The 17,102-nt window shown below is 70.2% G+C and carries 16 protein-coding genes and 1 tRNA gene; 8 read left to right on the forward strand and 9 right to left on the reverse strand.

The genetic code is table 11. From position 1 onward, the window contains the following. Nucleotide 1: 1 nt before the first annotated feature. Both ACFV9O_RS09550 and ACFV9O_RS09555 read right to left on the reverse strand, forming a co-directional pair. The gene (locus ACFV9O_RS09550) at nt 2-2,083 is read right to left on the reverse strand and encodes a restriction endonuclease (RefSeq protein WP_385414570.1); all 2,082 of its coding nucleotides are present in this window, start codon (nt 2,081-2,083) and stop codon (nt 2-4) included. 87 nt (nt 2,084-2,170) lie between these two features. Next, nucleotides 2,171-2,246: transfer RNA gene (locus ACFV9O_RS09555), tRNA-Thr, on the reverse strand. 146 nt (nt 2,247-2,392) lie between these two features. Here ACFV9O_RS09555 and ACFV9O_RS09560 point away from each other — a divergent pair. The 5 genes from ACFV9O_RS09560 (at nt 2,393) to ACFV9O_RS09580 (ending at nt 6,122) form a co-directional block, all read left to right on the forward strand. After that, nucleotides 2,393-2,530: a hypothetical protein gene (locus tag ACFV9O_RS09560; protein ID WP_385414573.1), complete on the forward strand. Its 138-nt coding sequence runs from the start codon at nt 2,393-2,395 to the stop codon at nt 2,528-2,530. 37 nt (nt 2,531-2,567) lie between these two features. Then, nucleotides 2,568-3,296 carry an RNA-guided endonuclease InsQ/TnpB family protein gene (locus ACFV9O_RS09565; protein ID WP_385414676.1) on the forward strand — a complete coding sequence of 243 codons (729 nt, stop codon included), beginning with the start codon at nt 2,568-2,570 and terminating at the stop codon, nt 3,294-3,296. Between the two features lie 276 nt (nt 3,297-3,572). Then, nucleotides 3,573-4,709 carry an ABC transporter ATP-binding protein gene (locus ACFV9O_RS09570; protein WP_385414576.1) on the forward strand — a complete coding sequence of 379 codons (1,137 nt, stop codon included), beginning with the start codon at nt 3,573-3,575 and terminating at the stop codon, nt 4,707-4,709. Between the two features lie 193 nt (nt 4,710-4,902). Beyond that, nucleotides 4,903-5,325 carry a hypothetical protein gene (locus tag ACFV9O_RS09575; RefSeq protein WP_385414579.1) on the forward strand — a complete coding sequence of 141 codons (423 nt, stop codon included), beginning with the start codon at nt 4,903-4,905 and terminating at the stop codon, nt 5,323-5,325. A gap of 80 nt (nt 5,326-5,405) precedes the next feature. Continuing rightward, nucleotides 5,406-6,122 carry an NDP-sugar synthase gene (locus ACFV9O_RS09580; RefSeq protein WP_385414581.1) on the forward strand — a complete coding sequence of 239 codons (717 nt, stop codon included), beginning with the start codon at nt 5,406-5,408 and terminating at the stop codon, nt 6,120-6,122. 202 nt (nt 6,123-6,324) lie between these two features. Here ACFV9O_RS09580 and ACFV9O_RS09585 read toward each other — a convergent pair whose 3' ends face one another. Further along, nucleotides 6,325-7,995: a DoxX family membrane protein gene (locus ACFV9O_RS09585; protein WP_385414584.1), complete on the reverse strand. Its 1,671-nt coding sequence runs from the start codon at nt 7,993-7,995 to the stop codon at nt 6,325-6,327. Between the two features lie 172 nt (nt 7,996-8,167). On the opposite strand from ACFV9O_RS09585, the gene ACFV9O_RS09590 reads away from it, so the two are divergent. Both ACFV9O_RS09590 and ACFV9O_RS09595 read left to right on the forward strand, forming a co-directional pair. After that, entirely contained in the window at nt 8,168-9,703 is a 1,536-nt protein-coding gene (locus ACFV9O_RS09590) for a hypothetical protein (RefSeq protein ID WP_385414587.1), read from the forward strand. Nucleotides 9,704-9,738: 35 nt separating this feature from the next. After that, the gene (locus ACFV9O_RS09595) at nt 9,739-10,356 is read left to right on the forward strand and encodes an NUDIX hydrolase (protein WP_385414590.1); all 618 of its coding nucleotides are present in this window, start codon (nt 9,739-9,741) and stop codon (nt 10,354-10,356) included. A gap of 86 nt (nt 10,357-10,442) precedes the next feature. On the opposite strand, the gene rlmB is transcribed toward ACFV9O_RS09595, so the two are convergent. From rlmB to ACFV9O_RS09625, 6 genes are all read right to left on the reverse strand, one after another. Continuing rightward, nucleotides 10,443-11,393: a 23S rRNA (guanosine(2251)-2'-O)-methyltransferase RlmB gene (gene rlmB / locus ACFV9O_RS09600; protein ID WP_385414592.1), complete on the reverse strand. Its 951-nt coding sequence runs from the start codon at nt 11,391-11,393 to the stop codon at nt 10,443-10,445. Nucleotides 11,394-11,499: 106 nt separating this feature from the next. Continuing rightward, nucleotides 11,500-12,900: a cysteine--tRNA ligase gene (cysS, locus tag ACFV9O_RS09605; protein ID WP_385414595.1), complete on the reverse strand. Its 1,401-nt coding sequence runs from the start codon at nt 12,898-12,900 to the stop codon at nt 11,500-11,502. Between the two features lie 86 nt (nt 12,901-12,986). Next, on the reverse strand, nt 12,987-13,394 hold the full coding sequence (locus ACFV9O_RS09610) for a PPOX class F420-dependent oxidoreductase (RefSeq protein WP_385414596.1): 408 nt from the start codon (nt 13,392-13,394) through the stop codon (nt 12,987-12,989). A gap of 89 nt (nt 13,395-13,483) precedes the next feature. Further along, entirely contained in the window at nt 13,484-13,999 is a 516-nt protein-coding gene (gene ispF / locus ACFV9O_RS09615; protein ID WP_385414599.1) for a 2-C-methyl-D-erythritol 2,4-cyclodiphosphate synthase, read from the reverse strand. After that, nucleotides 13,989-14,735 carry a 2-C-methyl-D-erythritol 4-phosphate cytidylyltransferase gene (gene ispD, locus ACFV9O_RS09620; protein WP_385414600.1) on the reverse strand — a complete coding sequence of 249 codons (747 nt, stop codon included), beginning with the start codon at nt 14,733-14,735 and terminating at the stop codon, nt 13,989-13,991. Before ispD ends, ispF begins: the two co-directional genes overlap by 11 nt. Before the next feature lie 379 nt (nt 14,736-15,114). After that, nucleotides 15,115-15,597, reverse strand: coding sequence for a CarD family transcriptional regulator (locus ACFV9O_RS09625; protein ID WP_017945956.1), 483 nt, complete (start codon nt 15,595-15,597; stop codon nt 15,115-15,117). Between the two features lie 640 nt (nt 15,598-16,237). Here ACFV9O_RS09625 and ACFV9O_RS09630 point away from each other — a divergent pair. Next, nucleotides 16,238-16,948, forward strand: coding sequence for a DUF461 domain-containing protein (locus ACFV9O_RS09630; RefSeq protein WP_385414603.1), 711 nt, complete (start codon nt 16,238-16,240; stop codon nt 16,946-16,948). The last annotated feature ends 154 nt before the right edge of the window (nt 16,949-17,102 follow it).

Raw genomic sequence — 17,102 nt, forward strand, 5'->3', positions numbered from 1 at the left:
GCTACTCCACCTCGATACCGAAGTCCCCCACCAACGCCTCCAGCCCACCTGTATAGCCCTTGCCGCCCAGAACGAACTCCCAGTCACCACCGGCCCGCCGCCGGAACGAACCCAGCACCAGCGCCGTCTCACCCGGCCGCCCGTCCGACACCACCAACCGATCCAGCTCCGCACCCGAGGCATCACGCAGCCGGACACCCGCATCCGTGAACCCGGCGAGATCAGCGTCCGGATTCACCTCCGGATCCACAGCCGCCACCAGCACAAGCCGATCGGCCCGCTCCGGCAGAGCATCGAACCCGACCCGGACCGCAGCACGATCCCCGGCGAAGGAGCGCATCATCCGAACCGAACCATCCGGTGTGCGCTCGTTGTTGAAGAAAACGAAGTAATCGTCTGCGAGCACACGACTGCCCTGACACACCAGCGCGCACACGTCCAACGCCACGTCCCCCGACCAGTTCATGCCCAGCACATTGAAATCGTCGAGCGGGTCGTCCCCCGCTGCCTGCGGCACAGACGCGGAGCTCCCGTCCCCCAGCCGCCCCCGCAACCCATGCCGGTGCAGCAGATCAACCAGCTCGGTTCCTGCTATGAGCGTCAGCGGCTTGCCATTGGCGAAGGCGTACGAGCCCGGGCCGAAACCCGACGTCGTCACGAGAACACCCTTGTTGGCGCCCGCCCCCTGGACCGTTCCGAACAGGTCGCGCACCGCGCTCGGCGGCACCGTATGCCGGTACCGCTTCACCTGAACGATGATCTTCCCGCCGCTGATCGGATCCGGATCCACAGCATCGACATCCACACCACCGTCATTGGATCGCTGCGTCGTGACCGCCTGCATACCCCGAGCACGAAACAGGTCAGCGACCAAACCCTCGAACTCCACCGGATCCATCACCAGCAGATCCGGCTCATCCCCGCCACCGTGCGACACCACCCCGGAACCCACCTGCTCCGGAACCCGCCCCGGCCGCACCGCCACCCGCTGATCCGGACGCGCCGACAACTGACCGCGCAACCCGTCCGTCAGACAGTCCACCGCACCGACCAGCCCCAGATTCAGCTCGCCGAACACCGACTGCTCGACCATTACCGTGGCCAGAAAGATCCTCGCCGGCCGACCGGTCGCCGGATCGTGATCATCGGTGAAGCCGTTCAGCACCACCGAATGCAGCACACCGCACTCATCCGCCGCGAACAGCTCCCGCAACGCCAGCAACACGGACTGCGCCAACACATCCCGGTACAGCGCCCGCCGCTGAGCCACCGGCCGAACGATCTCCTTCTCCTGATCCGTACCGACCAGATAACGCACGCCCTTCGCCTGCGGCACCACGTCGTACCCCGGCAGCTCCCAGTCCAGCACCAACTGCCGCGCCACCCGGTCGTACGCAGCCGACACCTGCCTCGGAAAACCCTCCGGCCAAGCCGTCGACGCGTACAGCGCCGCCGAGAAGAACTCCACCACCGTGTCCGGCTCGCCGGCCCGCAGCGCCTCGGCCATCTCGGCGATGCCGGCGTTGTGCTCCCGGATCTCCGCCAGCCGAGCCGCCGCCCACACGTCGTACTGCTGCCGGTACGCTGCAAGATCCTGCTGCCGCCGGGCCTCCGCCGCCTGCGCCGCATACCAGTCCTGCTCGAACCGGGCCTGCGCCTCCCGCTGCGTCTGCGCACGCCCAGCAGGCGTCCACCCACCCTGCGGCTGATACCGCGCCGGATCCGGCATCACCACCGGCTGCCCCAGCGCACCCGGCGCGAACGGCTCCACCTCCTCCGCCCGCCGCAGCGTCGCCACACCGAACGCCGGCGCCCGGCACCCCGCCGCCAGAAGCGTCTCCAGCTCCGCCACCCGGGCATCCAGCTCCCCCGTGCGCCGCTGGACATCGGCCTCCCGCTGCCGCCGATACGCCGCCTGCTGCTCCCGATGCATCCGGGCCATATCCCGCTCGTACGCCCGCTGCTGCCTCTCCTGCTCCCGCTGCTGGCGCACCACCGCCCACTGCTGCGCCTCATGCTGCCGCTGCTGCTGCCGCTGGGCCTCCGCCCAGGTCCCGATCAGCCCACCGGAACGCCGACTCATCCGACGCACCCCTCCCCAGGAACGCCCCGCCATACCCCCGCAAAACGCAAGTGTCCCGGATCAGAGTGATCCGGGACACGGTTTCGCTGGAGCCGCCTGTCGGAATCGAACCGACGACCTTCCCATTACAAGTGGGGCGCTCTACCAACTGAGCTAAGGCGGCATCGCACGCTTCGAGGCCGCGCGCGAAAGCCCCCTCACTTTACACATCCGCCAATGCCCCAGACCACGAGATTCGTGACCTCCCGCCCGTCTGTTCGTTGAAAGCACTGACGTGCTGTTCCGATGATCGTCTCGCGGGGAGGAACCATGGCGGAGCGGGTGACCGGCGCACAGGCAGCGCAGCTCAAGGAGGACCTGCTCGGCATACCCTCGCAGCGCCTGAAGCCGGGAAAGCCCGTGAAGCGCCGGGACAAGCCAGCCGGGGCGCGGGGAGCGGACATATAGCTATCGTTTCTATCCGTCACGTAGCCAGGCCGAGCAACTGGAGAAGACCTTCGGGGCGTGCCGATGGGTGTACAACCAGGGGCTTGAGCTGCGACGGAACGGTTGGGAGCAGTATCGGGTCTCGGTGGGGTACGCGGAGACGTGCCGCGCACTGACCGGCTGGCGTCGGGCCGAGGAGACCTCTTGGCTGACTGAAGTGTCGTCGACGGTGCTGCAGCAGTCGCTCCGGCATTTGGACGCGGCTTTCCAGGGCTTCTTCAAGGGGGCCAGGAAGTATCCGAAGCGGAAGCGGAAGCACCTGGCCAAGGACTCGGCGACGTACGTGCGGGCCGGGATGGGCTTTCGCTGGGGCGAGGACGCGGACCGGCCGGGCACCGGGCTGCTGACGCTGGCCAAGCAGACGGAGCCGTTGTCCGTGCGATGGTCGCGGCCCCTGCCACCCGGAGTGGTCCCGGTGAAGCTGACGATCACCCGGGACCGGGCCGGCCGGTACTTCGTGTCGGTTCTGGTGGAGGAGGTCATCGAACCGCTGCCCAAGCTGATCACGGACGGACGCTGCTCGGTCTGCCGTGCGGATGGTGGCAATAAAGGGCTGTCCGTCCGGGCGTGGACGTGCGCGGAGTGCGGCACCCTGCACGACCGGGATGCGAATGCGGCGGTCAATCTCCGTGAGGAAGGGCTCCGGCTGTACCGGCTGGTGGTGGAAGCGCTGCCTGCGGGACCGACGCCGCCACCCTTGATCCGGGCGCGCGATCTGCCCCGATAGTTGTTGCAGTACGGACCGACGGGCCGTCGGTCGTGACGCCTGTGGAGCTTGTGTGAGTCCGCCGGGATTGGTGCGTAACCCGCCTCCCGTTGGCAGCGGGCCATGAAGCAGGAAGCGTCCTTCGTGGGCGCAGGTCAAAAATCCGGTGCTCTGCCTTACTGACAGATCCGTAATCGCGAGGTACCGTCACCCGAAGTTCACTCCGGTGGACTAGACCCATCCTTCCTTTACTCGGATCGTCCGGCACGTTCCTGCCGGTGAAGGGATTCATCACCCATGGCCACTGTCACGTTCGACAAGGCGACCCGGATCTACCCGGGCTCCACGAAGCCCGCCGTCGACGGGCTCGACATCGAGATCGAGGACGGCGAGTTCCTCGTCCTGGTCGGCCCCTCCGGCTGCGGAAAGTCCACCTCCCTGCGCATGCTCGCGGGCCTCGAGGACGTCAACGGCGGATCCATCCGCATCGGTGACCGCGATGTCACCCACCTCCCGCCGAAGGACCGGGACATCGCCATGGTGTTCCAGAACTACGCGCTGTACCCGCACATGACCGTCGCCGACAACATGGGCTTCGCGCTCAAGATCGCCGGCGTCAACAAGGCCACCATCCGGCAGAAGGTCGAGGAGGCGGCGAAGATCCTCGACCTGACCGAGTACCTGGACCGCAAGCCGAAGGCGCTCTCCGGTGGTCAGCGGCAGCGCGTCGCGATGGGTCGGGCCATCGTGCGGGAGCCGCAGGTGTTCCTCATGGACGAGCCGCTGTCGAACCTCGACGCGAAGCTCCGTGTCTCGACGCGTACGCAGATCGCGTCGCTGCAGCGTCGTCTCGGCATCACCACCGTGTACGTCACGCACGACCAGGTCGAGGCCATGACGATGGGCGACCGGGTCGCCGTGCTGAAGGACGGTCTGCTGCAGCAGATCGACTCGCCGCGGAACATGTACGACCATCCGGCGAACCTCTTCGTCGCGGGCTTCATCGGCTCCCCCGCCATGAACCTGGTCGAGGTGCCGATCACCGACGGTGGTGTGAAGTTCGGCAACAGTGTCGTGCCGGTCTCGCGCGAGGCGCTGTCCGCCGCCGCGGACAGGGGCGACCGGACCGTGACGGTCGGCGTCCGGCCCGAGCACTTCGACGTCGTCGAGCTGAACGGCGGCGCCGCCGGGTCGCTGTCGAAGCACAGCGAGGACGCTCCGGCCGGTCTGGCCGTGACCGTGAACGTCGTCGAGGAGCTCGGCGCGGACGGTTACGTGTACGGCACGGCCGAGGTCGGCGGCGAGAAGAAGGACCTGGTGGTCCGCGTGAACGGCCGCTCCGTGCCGGAGAAGGGCGCCGAGCTGCACGTCGTGCCGCGGCCGGGTGAGACGCACGTCTTCTCGACCTCGACCGGCGAGCGCCTCAGCGACTGACGTCGGGCTCACGGACAACGGACGGCCCCCTCGCTCCGGCGAGGGGGCCGTTTCCGTATGTCGACAAATACCCCGGCATTTCGGTCATTTCGAATCTGTGCGTCAACACCTGATTCGAAAAATCTTCTCGAACCATCCCTCGCAAGGGTGACTAAATGTCGCCAAATCACTACCGAGCGCTACGCTCGCCTGCGTGACCCACACAGCCCGCCGTATCGGCCGCACTCTCGCCCTCGTCCTGCCCGTCGTCCTGGTGCTCTCCGGAACTCTCGCGGTCACCAGTGTCCCGTGGGCAGGGCGCAACTCCGAGGCCCGGATGCTCACCGCGTCGTCGGAGAATGTATCGATTCGCGCCAAGTCCCGCGCGCCGCACGAGGTTCTTCGCGACAGGCTTCTCGCCGAGCTGCAGGAGAAGGACCCGGGCACCGCCCTCACCCATCTCCAGCGTGAGGTCGAGGAGCGCCCGTCGCTCGCCAGGCACTGCATGTCGATCGCCAAGGCCCTGGGGCGCGCCGCCGTGGCGCACTACGGTCCCACGCGCGCGCAGTCCTACTCGCGGCCCGTCTGCGACACGTCGTTCGCCTCCGGCGTCTACCAGCAGGCGCAGGGCAGCTGAGGCCGTTCCGCACCGCGTTCATCAGCCCCGTTCCCCACGGGCCTCGCTGCCCGTGCAGGTGCACCGCTTATCGTGCCCGTATGCATACGTATCCGACGCAGGCGGTGGTCCTGGCCGGCGGCCAGGGCTCGCGGCTGCGCCCGTACACCGACGATCGCCCGAAGCCGATGGTCGAGATCCCCGGAACGGGGACCCCGATCATCGGCCATCAGCTTGCCTGGCTGGCCGACGAGGGTGTGACCGACGCCGTGGTCTCCTGTGGGCATCTCGCCGAGGTCCTGCAGGAGTGGCTGGACAGCGCTGTGCTGCCGCTGCGTGTCACGACCGTGGTCGAGGAGGAGCCGCTGGGCCGGGGCGGCGGCCTCAAGCACGCCGCCAAGAGCCTCCCCCACCCGGATGAGCACTGGTACGCGACCAACGGTGACATCTGGACGCGTTTCTCGCTGCGCGAGATGGCCGAGTTCCACGCGGAACGGGACGCCACCGCGACGCTCGCCCTCGCCCGTCCCCGTATTCCGTGGGGGGCTGTGGAGACCGACGAGTTCGGGCACGTTCTCGACTTCATCGAGTCGCCGCCGTCGCCGTATCTCATCAACGCGGGCGTGTACGTCTTCTCCCCGGCGTTCACCGGCCTGCTGCCGGACCGCGGTGACCACGAGCGAACGACGTTTCCGCGGCTGGCCCGTGAGCGGTCGCTGGCCGGCTTCCCGCTGCCGCACGGGGCGTACTGGCGGGCCATCGACACGGCGAAGGACCTGACGGAGGCGGCGCGGGAGCTCTCGGCGCACTCCCGCTGAGCGCACCCCCAACTGAGCGCGCTCCCGCTGAGCAAGTCGGCCTGCAGACCGCCGCCTGCGGACGTGCTGCCTGCGGACCCCCTGCGTGAGACGTCCTGCGTGCAGACGTCCCGCGTGCCGACCCGCCGCGACAGCGGAAGGGCGGTCACCGCGTCGCTACGACGCCGTGACCGCCCTTCGCCGTGTGCGGCGAGCGTCGGCCTCAGCCCAGGAGACCGCCGATCGGGTTGTGGTTGCCACCGCTGCTGCCGCCCGAGCCGTCGTCGCCGGAACCGCCGCCGTTGGTGCTGCCCCATGACGTGCTGCCGTCCGAGGCTCCGCCGGTGGAGGTGGGACCGGAGGAGCTGCCGGACGGCGGCTGGACCGGCTGGGACTGGGTCGGCGACTGGCCGCTGCCCGCGCCCTGGGACTGGCTGGGACTGCTCGCCTCGCCGACGCGGCCGGACTCGCGGACCGTCTCGGACGGTTCGGCCTTCTCCGCGGCCGGGCTGCTCGTCTCGCTCTTGGAAGGCTCGGGCCGCTGCTCCGCCCGGCGGGAGGGGCTGCGCTCGCCCGACTCCTGCGGCAGCGGGGAGCCGGGGAGGTGGTTGGTGGGGTCGACGTTCGGTCCCGGCACGGTGACCAGTTCCGTGGAGCGTACGGCTCCGCCGAGGATCGAGCCGATCAGCAGGGTCAGGCCGACGACGACCGCGGCGAGCACCCCGCCGCGGCGCAGTACCCGGCGCCGCAGTTCCCACAGCTCCGAGCGGGGGCCGAGCTTGCGCCAGGCCTCGCCCGCGAGGCGGCCGTCGACCGAGTAGACCGGGGCGCCCGCGATGATCAGCGGGGACCAGGCGGCGAGGTAGACGATGTCCGGCGCGTCGTACGCCGGGACGGTCCGCCAGCTCACGGTCATGATCAGTGCGGCGGAGAGCAGCGCGCCGACGACGGCCGCGACCCGCTGCCAGAGGCCGAGAACGGTGAGGACGCCGACGACGACCTGCAGGAACGCGACGGTGAGTCCGGAGCCGACGGGGTGCGAGAGCGCGAAGTCCCGCAGCGGCTCGGCGAGCGTCCAGGGGTCCAGCGAGTGGAGCCACTTGACCATGGAGCCGCGTTCGCCGCCGTCGAAGTAGACGGGGTCGCAGAGCTTGCCCATGCCGGCGTAGATGGAGATGAGGCCGAGGAAGACGCGGAGCGGGAGCAGCACGACGCCGAGGTTCATGCGGCGTCCGGGGTAGTAGCCGTGCCGTACGCCCGCGTCGGCGGCGTGGCGGCGCTCGCCGCCCGCGGTCCCGTGACCGGAGCGTTGCCCGCGCCCGAAGTCCGGTTCCTCCTCGGCCTCTTGGCCGTACGGCTCGTACGCCTCGTAGTTGTCGTAGGTGTCGTAGGTGTCGTAGGTGTCGTACGCGTCGTACGCGCCCTCCGCCTGCCGCATGGGCGGCAGCAGGGGGCCGGGGCCGCCCTGCCGTCCGATGACGGGGGTGGGCATGGTGGTGTCGGAGGGGGCGGAGGCCAGGTCGACCCGGGGGAGGACCTGCGTGGCACCACCGTCGTACTCCGGGACGGTGTCGAGGGTGTTGGTGGTCCGCACGGCCTGCAGCAGCCCGGTCGCGCCGGGGTCGCCCGGAGTGGACCGCCCGCTCCACACGACGGGCGCGCGGCGGCGTCCCGCCGTACCGGCGCCGGCCGCGATGGCGGCGCCCGCGGCGACGGGGATCCTGGCGGTGTCCGCCATGCCCCGCACGGGGCGCGCGGTCTGGCCGGGGCCGAGCTGCACGCGGAAGCTGGCGTGGTTCACGATGACCTGCGCGGGATCGCAGTCCACCTTGACCATGCTCAGGAAGCTCTGCTCGTCGAACCCGGGCCGGGGCGTTCTGGTGTCCACACTCATCTAACCGAGTGACCTGTGTTTAGGACACTGCCTTGACGGCGCTGAAATGTCCGAGACCCGTCAAGATCGGCCAATCCTTCCGAGTCGGTGAACCGACGATCGGTAACGCCACATCAGTCACCTCTGGAATCATGGAAGTTGACCGAGATTGACCGAAGGGGAAGGCGGATCCATGTCCGACGGGACCGGTAGCGGCAGCGGCGACGGCACCGGCGGGAACGGCGTCCGAAGCGCCGGTCAGCTCGTCTTCGGGGACCTCACCGACTATCCCGTGATGGCGCAGGCGCTCGACAACCAGTGGCTCCCCGCAGGTCTCGCCGCCGCCCGCCAGAGCGCGGACGCCCCGCCCCGGCCGAGCGCCGATACCGTGGCCGCCGCCTCGGCCGAGCTGCGCCGCGCGCTGGTGAACAGCGGCACGCTGGTCGTGAACCGCGCGTACTTCCTCAACAACGAGGCGCTCAGCGCCCCTTACCGCGCCTCGGCGGATCCCGTCGAGCGGGAGGCGTTCGTCCGGCTGCTGAACGACCGCGCGCTGGTGCCGTATCTGCTGACCGAGCGCGATCCGGCGGGCGAGTACACGTGGGGTTACGACCGGGCCGTGCACCGCGACTGGCAGCGGCTGCTCGCGGACGAGGCGGATCCGGCGTTCGTACGGTTCGACTGGGACGACGAGGCGAACCGCGAGCGGGCGGACGCGGTGGGGAACTTCTTCTCGCGCGAGCTCTCGGGGCTGCGGCGGCTGCGGGCGCCGCAGCTCGCGAAGAACCTCGGGATACCGGTCGAGCAGGCCAAGGCGATGCGGGAGGGCATCCTCAAGGACCTGTACATCTGGGCGGGTGAGCAGGACGTCGACCGGAACATCACCCGGAGCGACGTCTACCGCGAGTTCCTGACCAGGCCGGGGACGGAGCCGTACGAGAACATCCTGCGGGACGGCGAGCATGTCGTCCCCGTCAAGCAGCTGATCGACCTCCTCTACAACCTGGGCATCCCGAAGGCGAGCAGGCTGATCGCGCTGACCCCGCCCGACTCGCCGCCGCGCTCCACGCTGGAGGAGCTGCGGCTGGAGGACCGGGCGCGGGACGACGATCCGGAGGCGATCGGGCTGCTGCTGCGGGACCTGTTCGCGGATTCCCTGCACCGGGCGGTGGACGGGCCGAATTCGTACGGCTCGCTGTCGCTGGCGGACATCACGCGGCTGCGCCGGGAGGAGGAGTGGCGGGGCTATGTGAACGCGCTGGACGCGTTCGTGCGGGGCGGCTTCCGGGACGGGCGGCTGCCGTCGGCTGAGGAGTTCGGCTCGGCGACGTCCGACATCGCGCGGCGGCATGCGCGCATGCTGCGTAGGGCGCGGAAAGTGAGCAGGTCGCAGCAGGGCTTCCAGCGGGAGATCGTGGCGGCGGTGGTGCTCGAGTCGGCGGGGATCAGTCTCCAGATCACCGGTGGTGAGGAGGTCTCGCTGCTCGGCGGCTCGATCCAGCTGGCGACGGCGGCGGCCGGGGCGGTGGCGATCCGGCTGGAGTTCCGGGAGCGGGGCGGGAGGGGCGGTCGGTCCGGGCTCAGTCATTCCGTGACATTGCCGACGCTCAGGCTGGGCAACCTGAAGAAGGACTGGGGGACGATTCTGCGGGTGTACGGGGGCCGGGTCGCGGAGACCGGGGCCGAGCCCCGCGGGAGGCAGGCGGACCAGCAGTCGCCCGACGCGTGATCAGCAGTCACCCGCACTCAGGAGGTCGTGTCCGGATGGATCTCTACGAACGGCTGCGCGCCGAGCGCCCCGATCTGTTCCTGAACGTGCCGGGCGGCATCGAGATCCTCTCCGACCCGGAGGCGGTCGCGGCGGCGGGCGGTGTGCTGTACGCGGACCCGTACGTGATGCTGCTGCGTGATCCGGTGCGCTTCCCGGACGGGCGTACGGGTACGTACATCCGCTCGGTCAGCCCGACCGCGGAGCCGGGCTGTGTGGTGCTGCCGCTCCTGGACGGCGGGGTCGTGCTCGTCGAGCACTACCGCCATGCGACCCGTTCCTGGCAGTGGGAGGTGCCGCGTGGCTTCGGCACGCGCGGTCTCGGCGCCGAGGCCAACGCGGCGAAGGAGCTGAGCGAGGAGATCGGGGCGAACGTCCTCGAACTGACCGCTCTGGGCGCGGTCCATCCGGACACCGGCATGGTCGCCGACCACGTGCTGCTCTTCGCGGCCCGCATCGACGGCATCGGCAGTCTCGCCACGGGTGAGGGGATCCGCAGCGCGCGCACGGTCCCGCCGGCGGAGGCCGAGGCGATGGTCGCCGACGGCCGGGTGACCGACGCCTTCACCATCGCCGTCCTGACCCGCGCCAGACTGGCGGGACTGACGTCCTGAGCCTTCCGCCCTCGTGAGCGCGGCCGGCCGGTCCCGGGCCGTCGGCCCGGGACCCGCCCCGTGCTGCGCCTCGCGGGGCTGCGGGATCAGCCCCTGCGGCGTGCCGCCTCGTACAGGACCACGCCTGCCGCGACGCCCGCGTTCAGGGACTCGGCGCCTCCGGGCATCGGGATGCGGACGCGGAAGTCGCAGGTCTCGCCGACCAGGCGCGACAGGCCCTTGCCCTCGCTGCCGACGACGATGACGACCGGGCCGTCGAGGGCGTCGAGCTCGCCGACCTCGACCTCGCCGTCGGCGGCGAGGCCGACGACGGTGATGCCGGCCTTCTGGTAGGCCTCCAGGGCGCGGGTGAGGTTGGTGGCGCGGGCCACCGGGGTGCGGGCCGCGGTGCCGGCGGAGGTCTTCCAGGCGCCGGCCGTCATGCCGGCGGCGCGGCGCTCGGGGACGACCACGCCGTGGCCGCCGAAGGCGGCGACGGAGCGGACGACCGCGCCGAGGTTGCGGGGGTCGGTGACGCCGTCGAGGGCGACGATCAGGGGGTCCTCGCCGTCGTCGAAGGCGGCGGCCGCGAGGTCCTCCGGGTGCGCGTACTCGTACGGCGGGACCTGGAGGACGAGCCCCTGGTGGTTGAGCCCGTTCGTCATCCGGTCCAGCTCGGGGCGCGGCGCCTCCATGATGTTGATGTTGCCGCGGCCGGTGGCGAGCTGGATCGCCTCGCGCACCCGCTCGTCGTTGTCGATGAACTGCTGGATGTACAGCGTCGTCGCGGGCACGCCGTCGCGCAGCGCCTCGAAGACGGGGTTGCGGCCGACGACCATCTCGGACGAGCCCTTGCCGCCGCGCCGGGCGACGGGGCGCCGCGCGGCCTGCTTGGCCTTGGCATTGGCGAGGCGGTTCTTCACGTGGCCCTTGCGGGCGGAGGCGGGCGGCGTGGGGCCCTTCCCCTCGAGGCCGCGGCGTCGCTTGCCACCGCTGCCGACCGTCGCGCCCTTCTTGTTGGACGTACGTCGGTTCCTGCGCTGGCTGTTCCCGGCCATGACCTTCCTGTTCCTCTGCTTCTGCGATCCCGGTGCGTGTGCGGATCGCGTGTGTCGTCAAGACAAAGTGTGCCGCCCGGAAGGCCGGGCGGCACATCGCTGCGGGTCAGCGCGGTCCGAGCGTCCAGCGCGGGCCGTCGGGGCTGTCCTCGATGGCGAGGCCGGACTGGTTGAGCTGGTCGCGGATCGCGTCCGCGGTCCCCCAGTCCTTGCGGGCCCGCGCCGCCTCGCGCTGCTGCAGCACGAGCCGTACGAGCGTGTCGACGACGCCGTGGAGGTCCTCGCCGCGGTCCACCTCGCCCGCCCAGTACGGGTCGAGCGGGTCCAGGCCGAGGACGCCGAGCATGGCCCGTACCTCGGCGAGGCGGGCGACGGCGGCTTCCTTGTCGTCGGCGGCCAGCGCGCTGTTGCCCTGCCGGACCGTGGTGTGGACGATCGCGAGGGCCTGCGGGACGCCCAGGTCGTCGTCCATGGCCTCGGCGAAGGCCGGCGGCACCTCGGCGGCGGGAGCGACCGCCTCCCCTGCCTTTTCGGTGACTCGCTGGACGAAGCCCTCGATGCGTGCGAACGCCGACTCGGCCTCGCGCAGGGCTTCCTCGCTGTACTCGATCATCGAGCGGTAGTGCGGGGTGCCCAGGTAGTAGCGGAGGACGATGGGCCGCCACTGCTTGACCATCTCGGAGACGAGCACCGAGTTGCCGAGCGACTTCGACATCTTCTCGCCGCTCAGGGTGACCCAGGCGTTGTGCACCCAGTACGACGCGAAGTCGTCGCCGAAGGCCTTGGCCTGAGCGATCTCGTTCTCGTGGTGCGGGAAGATCAGGTCGATGCCGCCGCCGTGGATGTCGAAGGCCGAGCCCAGGTACTTGTGCGCCATGGCCGAGCACTCCAGGTGCCAGCCCGGGCGGCCGCGGCCCCAAGGGGTCTCCCAGGAGGGCTCGCCCGGCTTGACGGCCTTCCACATGGCGAAGTCGCGCGGGTCGCGCTTGCCGGTCTCGCCCTCGCCGGAGGGCTGGAGCAGGTTGTCCAGCTCCTGGTTGGACAACTCCAGGTAGCCCGGGAAGGAGCGCACGTCGAAGTAGACGTTGCCGTCGGCCTCGTAGGCGTGGCCGCGCTCGATGAGGCCGCGCATCATCTCGACCATCTCGGTGATGTGGCCGGTGGCACGCGGCTCGTACGACGGGGGCAGGCAGCCCAGCACGTCGTAGCCCGCGTTGAACGCGCGCTCGTTCTCGTAGCCGATCGACCACCAGGGGCGGTTCTGGACGGCCGACTTGGCGATGATCTTGTCGTCGATGTCCGTCACGTTGCGGATGAACGTGACGTCGTAGCCGCGGTACTCGAACCAGCGGCGCATGATGTCGAAGTTGAGCCCGGACCTGATGTGCCCGATGTGCGGGGCGGACTGCACGGTCGCGCCACACAGGTAGATCGAGACACAGCCCGGCGTGAGCGGGACGAAGTCACGGATCTGCCGGGCGCTGGTGTCGTACAGCCGAATAGTCACCACTCAAGAGTAGTGGCCCTGCGGCAGTGCCCCGCGCCCCTCGAGGACGCGGGGACACGATTGTGACCGGGGGCGGCCGGCGGCGGTCAGGCGAGCGCGCCGACGATCTTCCGCGGGGTGACCCGGACGATCACGCGCGGGTCGTCCTTGTGGGCCTCCGGGTTGAACTCCGCGTACTTCTTGCCGGTGTACTTCACGGACAGCTGGTCGATCAGCTCCTGGCCGCCCTCGGTGGTCAGGGTGGCGGTGCCGCGGATCTCGCCGTACGTGTACGGCTCGTCGAAGGGCTGGACGAGCACGGTCACCCGGGGGTCGCGCCGGATGTTCTGTTCCTTTCGCCGTCCGACGGTCGTCGAGATCAGCAGGTCGTCGCCGTCGCGCTTCACCCATACGGGAGACACCTGGGGGCTTCCGTCGGGCTGGATGGTGGCGAGGTTGACGAAGACGGGCTTGTCGAGCAGGTCCTTGAGTTTGTCGCTGAGCTGGGCGGTCACGGTTGCGGTCCTCCTGAACTCGTTCACTCGTGGCGCAGGAATTCGTTGACTCCACAACCGCGTCTACCCCACTCGCGGGGCCGTACGGGTCAGGACGCGCGGAAGAGGAGCGCTGTCGCGATCGCTGCCAGCCCTTCGGCCCTGCCGGTGAGCCCGAGACCGTCCGTCGTGGTGCCGGACACGGACACGGGCGCGCCGGCCGCCTCGCTCAGGGCCTTCTGGGCCTCGTCGCGCCGCTTGCCGATCTTCGGTCGTACGCCGATGACCTGGACGGCGATGTTGCCGATCCCGAAGCCCTCGGCGCGGACGATCCTGGCGGCCTCGGCGAGGAGGGTGACGCCGGAGGCGCCGGACCACTCGGGGCGGCCGGTGCCGAAGTGGGCGCCGAGGTCTCCGACGCCGGCGGCGGAGAAGAGGGCGTCGCAGGCGGCGTGGGCGGCGACGTCGCCGTCGGAGTGGCCGGCGAGGCCGTACTCCTCGTCGGGCCAGAGCAGGCCCGCGCACCACAGCTCGCGGCCCCGCTCGAAGGCGTGGACGTCGGTGCCGATGCCGACGAGGGGGATGCCACCCGGCGGTAGCCGGAAATCAGATGCTTCAGAAGCCATCGTTGGCCCTCCTGCGGGCGAGTACGGCCTCGGCGAGGACGAGGTCCAGCGGGCGGGTCACCTTGAACGCCTCCTCGTGGCCGGGTACGACCACGACGGGCGCGCCGAGCTGCTCGACCATGCCGGCGTCGTCGGTGGCGCCGTCGCCGTTCACGACGACCGTCTCGTGGGCGCGTACGAGCGTGTCGCGGTCGAAGCCCTGCGGGGTCTGCACGGCGCGCAGCCGGGCCCGCTCGGGGGTGGCGACGACGGGCTCGGGTTCGCCCTTCTCGCGCGGCTGGACCTGCTTGACGGTGTCGGCGAGCGGCAGGGCGGGGACGACGGCCGGGGCTCCGGCCCGTACGGCCTCGATCACGGCGTCGACGGTGTCGACCGGGACCAGCGGGCGGGCCGCGTCGTGGACGAGGACGGTGGTGACCGTCTCGGGGAGCGCTTCGAGGCCGAGGCGCACGGACTCCTGGCGGGTGTCGCCGCCGGCGACGACCAGATAGTCGGTGCGCTCGGGCAGGGCGTGCTCGTCGAGCAGGTTCTTGACCTCGGGGGCGCCGTCCGGCGGGGCGACCACGACGACGAGCGAGACGGCCCGGGAGGCCGCCATGGCGCGTACGGCGTGGATCAGCATGGGCGTGCCGTTGAGCGCGCGGAGCGCCTTGGGGGCGCCCGGGCCGAGCCGTACGCCCCGGCCTGCCGCGGGGATCACCACGGCGGTGCGGCCGGTGCGCGTCTGTTCTGACATCGGTTCCACTCCGAAGGTCGGGGACGGCCCCATTTGGCATGGCCAGGACCGAGTTCGCCTTGGCCAGGTTTGTGTCCTCGGCTCATTTGGGTATGGCCACAGCGTGCCGGGCGCGACGCCTTGACCGGACTCTTTCCGTGACACCTGGTTGAGCGAGCTGCGCCAGCTGCCCGGGCCCGGCACGCCAAGTGGCCGTGACGCTCGGGGACGGGGGACGTCGGGATGGTGGGGGCGCCGGGAATCTGCCCGGCGCCGGACATGTGATCGTGCGGACATGCCGCAGTGCCCGGCGACACAACCCTTCAGCTGGTCAGCGGGCACCGCGGCATTCAGTTCTGCACCGTGGACGCTTGGCGCGGGAGAGCGCCGACGCCTGGCGTCAGGACGCGAGGACCTCGTCGAGCAGAGCCTCGGCCTTGTCCTCGTTCGTGTTCTCCGCGAGGGCCAGTTCGCTCACCAGAATCTGGCGCGCCTTGGCCAGCATGCGCTTCTCACCTGCGGAGAGACCGCGCTCGCGCTCGCGGCGCCACAGGTCACGCACCACTTCGGCGACCTTGATGACATCGCCGGAGGCGAGCTTCTCGAGATTTGCCTTGTAGCGACGGGACCAGTTCGTGGGCTCCTCCGCATACGGCGCGCGCAGCACGTCGAAGACCCGGTCCAGCCCGTCCTGACCGACCACATCTCGCACGCCAACGAGATCCGCATTGTCCGCCGGCACACGAACCGTCAAGTCGCCCTGAGCGACCTTGAGCACCAAGTAGGTCTTGTCCACGCCTTTGATCTGGCGAGTTTCGATGGCCTCGATCAGCGCGGCCCCGTGATGGGGATAGACCACGGTGTCGCCAACCTTGAACGTCATGTGACAGGTACCCCTTCCGTGGCTATCCAGGGTAACACGAGAACGGCTTCTTCTGAATGGCGTTTTCGCAGGTCAGGGCGTATCTCGGGGCTTGACAACAGCAACCCGGACGTGCTGCGGACGACTTCCGGAAGGGGGTATTCGCAGGTCGGAGCGGCTGCAAGGGCGCGCAGAAACGCGCACGTTACACGCGCCACAACCCCCGCCCATGCGGGCGAACGTCCCGATTTGCCTGGTTCACAGCAGTCTACTTCCCGTACTCCGTTCGAGGCGCGGTCACCCGCTCGGAGGTGTGGCGAGAAGGAATCCGGAATTGATCACCGAGGGGTTCGGCGCGGTTTTCGGTAAGGAATGTGTGATGGCCTGCGGAATTGATCACCCGGGTTATGTGAACAGCAGACCAAAACCGGCCGGGCGGGCCCCCGCCGGTCCGGCCGGGAGTCCGGCCGGGGGTGCGGCGGAGGTGTCGTCGGGGTGCGGTCGGGGTGCAGTCGGGGTGTCGTTGCGCGAGGTCGGGCCGTGTCGGGGGGCGGGTCGGGTGCGGGGCGCCGACCATGGCTCGGTAACCTAAGCCCGCTGTAAGACCCGCAAGGCCCTGAACACCCCAGCCCGTCCGTACGTCCAAGGAGTTGCCGCCGCCGTGAGCCGCAGCCTTCGACGCGGCGTCATCGCCGCCAGTGCCCTCGTGATCTCGATCGCCTCGCTCTCCGCCTGCTCCGCAGGCATTGACGCGCAGACGCTCGGCGTGAAGCCGGACAACGCCGCCACCTCGGTCGGTGACATCAAGATCCAGAACGCGACGGTGATCTCGCAGCCTGTGGCAGGCGCGGAGGGGCCGGCGGTCGTCTCGGCGACGCTGTTCAACAACGGCCAGGAGCCGCAGACGCTCGACGCCATCACGCTGCCGGGCACCAACGCGACGGTGAAGCTGAGCGCGGCCACCGGTGGCGGCCCGATCACCATTCCGTCCCTGGGCTCGGTCGTCGTCGGCGGCAAGGGCAACGCGTCGGCCGTCATCGACAACGGCCGCGAGGCCGGGCAGAGCGGCAACGTGCAAGAGGTCGTCTTCCGCTTCAGCGAGACCGGCGACGTGAAGCTCCAGGCCTTCGTGGTGCCGGCGGACTCCTACTTCAAGGACTACGGTCCGTCCGTCGTGCCGCAGCCCCCGGCCGCCACGCCCACGGCAAGCCCGACCGGCGGCGCGACCGCGCCGGCGGAGGGCCAGCACGGCGGCGAGGGTGAGCACGAGGGCGCGGCCGAGGGCGAGGAGGCGGGCACCGGCGCCGGCGAGGACGCCGGCCAGGCGACGCCGTCGGACTCCGCCTCGGCGTCCCACGCGGCCGGTCACTGACGCAGGCCCCCGCACGCACCCGTACGGACACGTCCACGTACGCACATACGGCGGCGGGGGAGACGGAGGAGGATGGGGGGGGGGGGCAGGCAGGGTGGGCAGACACAGAAGACAGGGAGGGAGGGGGGGGGGGTGGGAGGGGGAAGGAGGAAGA

This window comes from Streptomyces sp. NPDC059909, from assembly GCF_042730885.1.
Taxonomy (GTDB): Bacteria; Actinomycetota; Actinomycetes; order Streptomycetales; family Streptomycetaceae; genus Streptomyces.

Coding starts and splice junctions, on each gene's coding strand:
- ACFV9O_RS09550 (WP_385414570.1), bottom strand. CDS start 2,083: ATGAGTCGGCGTTCCGGTGGGCTGATCGGGACCTGGGCGGAGGCCCAG.
- ACFV9O_RS09560 (WP_385414573.1), top strand. CDS start 2,393: ATGGCGGAGCGGGTGACCGGCGCACAGGCAGCGCAGCTCAAGGAGGAC.
- ACFV9O_RS09570 (WP_385414576.1), top strand. CDS start 3,573: ATGGCCACTGTCACGTTCGACAAGGCGACCCGGATCTACCCGGGCTCC.
- ACFV9O_RS09580 (WP_385414581.1), top strand. CDS start 5,406: ATGCATACGTATCCGACGCAGGCGGTGGTCCTGGCCGGCGGCCAGGGC.
- ACFV9O_RS09585 (WP_385414584.1), bottom strand. CDS start 7,995: ATGAGTGTGGACACCAGAACGCCCCGGCCCGGGTTCGACGAGCAGAGC.
- ACFV9O_RS09590 (WP_385414587.1), top strand. CDS start 8,168: ATGTCCGACGGGACCGGTAGCGGCAGCGGCGACGGCACCGGCGGGAAC.
- ACFV9O_RS09595 (WP_385414590.1), top strand. CDS start 9,739: ATGGATCTCTACGAACGGCTGCGCGCCGAGCGCCCCGATCTGTTCCTG.
- rlmB (WP_385414592.1), bottom strand. CDS start 11,393: ATGGCCGGGAACAGCCAGCGCAGGAACCGACGTACGTCCAACAAGAAG.
- ispF (WP_385414599.1), bottom strand. CDS start 13,999: ATGGCTTCTGAAGCATCTGATTTCCGGCTACCGCCGGGTGGCATCCCC.
- ispD (WP_385414600.1), bottom strand. CDS start 14,735: ATGTCAGAACAGACGCGCACCGGCCGCACCGCCGTGGTGATCCCCGCG.
- ACFV9O_RS09625 (WP_017945956.1), bottom strand. CDS start 15,597: ATGACGTTCAAGGTTGGCGACACCGTGGTCTATCCCCATCACGGGGCC.